2 protein-coding genes are annotated in these 3381 nt (G+C 36.4%); one reads left to right on the top strand and one right to left on the bottom strand.

Annotated elements, in window-relative coordinates; all coding sequences use genetic code 11:
• Positions 1–1450 (top strand): hypothetical protein (locus tag F6K13_RS24725; protein WP_287288670.1); only part of this gene is annotated, 1450 nt, incomplete at its 5' end.
• 570 nt (positions 1451–2020) lie between these two features.
• Here F6K13_RS24725 and F6K13_RS24720 read toward each other — a convergent pair.
• Positions 2021–2866 (bottom strand): prohibitin family protein, encoded by an 846-nt coding sequence (locus F6K13_RS24720; RefSeq protein WP_124142686.1) that lies wholly within the window; start codon positions 2864–2866, stop codon positions 2021–2023.
• Between the last annotated feature and the right edge of the window lie 515 nt (positions 2867–3381).

Below are 3381 nucleotides of genomic sequence, written 5' to 3'. Positions count from 1 at the left end.
CATTAGGCGAGAAAGCGATCGAATGCCAGTATTGATAGACTTCGGAGTAGTTAAAGAACTCGCAACAAAAGTTCAATCTTCCCACTTAGCAGCACCCTTGACAAATGTAGGAAAATTTGGCTACGCTCCCTGGGAACAAATTCAACTGGGAAGAGCAACAGCAAATAGCGATCTGTATGCTTTGGCAGTTACAGTAGTTGTACTATTGACGGGAAAAGAACCCCAACAATTAATCGACCAAACCACATTAACTTGGAATTGGCAACGGTGGGTAGCAGTTAGTCTAGGGTTAGCTGAGGTCATCAATAGAATGTTAAGTCATCAACCGGGCGATCGCTATCAGTCTGTTACTGAGGTAGATCAAGCTTTGGAAAGATTACCCCATATCAAATCTCAGCAATTACCTACCATAAATCAAGAACAAAATAATCCTTCATCTTCTCAACAACCAACAATAGGAGCAACTCCAAATCAAAACCTTAACCCCAATAGCAACCATAGCTTTTTTGATAATCACCAGTGGGTTGCAACTGCATTAGTAGCAGTATTAGTTGTTTTATCTGGCGTCGTATCTTGGAGTGCAGTTAATTTTTTCCTCAAGCGCAGACAACAAGAAGCTCAACTTCAGCAACCAACGAAAATGAATCCTATACCAGTACCGACCCTCGCCCCTCCTCCATCATCGCCAATACCCACTTCATCCCCATCTCCAACAACTACATCAACACTATCACCTACTTTGCCATCACCATTACCTGTTGTTCCTGTACCATCTGGAACACCAGAAATACCTATCACAATACTACCGAATGCTACTCCTATTCCGGAGACTCCTGCTCCTGTGATAATTCCATCTCCATCAATTACTTCAGAAGAACGTTTGAATATATCCCCAGGAGAACCGATATCTATTGAAGGTCGCTTGAGAGGGAATGAAAGTATTGACTATATAATTTCTGGGAGTCTTGGGCAAAATTTGAATTTATTAGTTACAGGAGAAGGAGTATTAATGAGTTTAGTAGCAATAGACGGTGAACCAGTAGATGGAATTTCTGAGAAAGTATCTATCTGGAAAGGAACTCTACCTAATGATGGCGACTACAAAATAACTCTCGCTCCCTTACCTGGTTTACCTGGTACTGACTACAAGCTAGACATTAATTTAGTTAACCCTATACCTAAAGTTATTCCTAGCTCTGAACCAGAAGCAACTGAGTTACCCGCACCCATACAAGAACCGGAAGCAACCGAGTCACCTTCTGGTCTACAACTCAATAAACCTTCTAAGAAGGAGAGCAAAAAATCATTCCCCATATCAACTCCACTTGAAGAGCTTGATAAACCTTCTAAAAAGCCTAAAAAGCAAATTGTGATTCCAGAAACAGAGGCAACAGCTTCACCAACTCCAGCAGAAGAAACTTCATCTGATGCTCAAATTTTAGTTGAATAGTTGTTATTTGCAGAACTTTTAAAGTAGTCAGGACTTATACCAAATTGATAAATGTTTGCTACAAATATCTAGGGTATTTCTTAGGAGTCAGGAGTCGTATGGGAATAGCTTTAATACCATTTTTTAGGGCGTAAATTACCTTTTTAGTCAAAGGAATATCTCCTGCATTTGTCTTTTTATTGCTCTTACTATTCGTAACATTCTTTTTTCAAATTGGTATTACACATAACCACCAAATATAGGGTTAACGGCCGTTAACTCCTACAAATGGTGTATAATTTCGTCTGCGTGCGTCAGAATTAGAAACAGTTAACTAAGAGATTTCTTGAAAAAAATATCCTCCTATACTTTAATTTTTTAATTTATAGCAAGGAACAAGTTACTTAGGACTTATGCCGATCATGAACCTCAGACAGGGAAATATTTTGGCATTGCTCAAATGTAATGTTAAGTAGCTGAAGGTAAAATTGAAAAACTGATGTTTAGCGTTGAGACTTAATCTAAAAATCATTACCACTCAGCAACGCCAATGTTTTTCCCTGTTCCCTATTCCCTGTTCCCTATTCCCTGCTATTTATTTTCATCCAAATTATCAAGATTGAAAATAAAAGGAGCTGTTTGAGATTTGTCATTTCCCAGAATTAAAACTTTAGGCATCTGAGAACCACCTGCTTTCCAAGCTTCGATCGCTTCTTTTTGTAAAACCAACTCACCACCTTGTGCTTTTAGTGTTTCAGCTAATAGTTTTTGAGCTTCTGCTTTACCCTTTGCACGGTTAATATCTGCCTGAGCTTCTTGTTCTGCTTCTTCAGCAACATATACTGCTCGTTGTGCTTTTTGTTCGGCAATTTGCTTCTCTTCAACTGCTCTAGCAAATTCAGGAGAAAATGTTAAATCAATTACGCTAGTATCTAACACAATAATGCCATATTTATCTAAACGAGAACCTAAAGCATTATCAAAGTCTGCTTTCAATTCTACTCTTTTAGTAATAGCTTCTTCAACAGTTCTTCTAGCTGCAGCAATTTTAAAAGATTCTTGAGTTTGTGGTGCAATTACTTTCGCAACTAAATTCTGTAGAGTTCCTTGTTCTCTTCTGATTTTTACTACCAGCACGGGGTCTAAGCGAAAGTTAATTGCAAAACTTGCTGATAATTGTTGTAAATCTTTTGTAGAACTTTGGGCTGGAACTTCAAACTTTTGTACAGTCACATCATAGATATCAACTTGAGAAATCAAAGGAGGTTTAAAGTGAATGCCTTCTAAGAGAGCGCCATCTCTAGCTTTACCTAAAATACTAATAACACCAGCTTGACCAGGATTAATAATTACAAAGGAATTGAAGCCAATTAGCAATACGAATGATAAAACAGTTGCTAATATTAATGTTTGTAAACTTTGTTGTTGATTTTTCAATTTTTTTCTCCGAATTTTGAGACTATGAGTTATTGGTATATTTTCTTTGTTAATCTTAGTTCAAATTGAAAATTACCATTCAAATTATATAATATTTTTAGACTTGTTTAAGAAGGAATAAGGAATAAGTAAGAAGAAAGAAGGAAAAAAGAAGTAGAGAAAAGTGAATGGCGACTCAAAACCCAAGGAATTATAAACACCCTGTAGGCGGTAAGGTATTAACCCCAAAAAGAAAAAGATAATTACTACTTTTTTGACTAATGTGCTTGATATTAAGTAATAGTATTTTTTGCACATTAATACTAAGTTTCAAAATAACAAAAGTTATGAAAGACTAAATACTGCCATTGAACAAATCATATTGGGAATAATTAATATAGTTGAAATTTGTACTACTTTTACTTTGAATAAAGCGATCACAATATACATATCCTAATTCCTTGCCTACAGAGAGAGAGTAAGACAAAATTATTTGTCAGATTATGTCCGGTAGCATCGGTATTGTAAGCGCGAAA

Source organism: Okeania sp. SIO2B9, from assembly GCF_010672505.1.
Lineage (GTDB): Bacteria > Cyanobacteriota > Cyanobacteriia > Cyanobacteriales > Microcoleaceae > Okeania > Okeania hirsuta.
The sequence above is the reverse complement of the archived record's forward strand: the minus strand, read 5'-3'. Positions and strand labels throughout refer to the sequence as shown.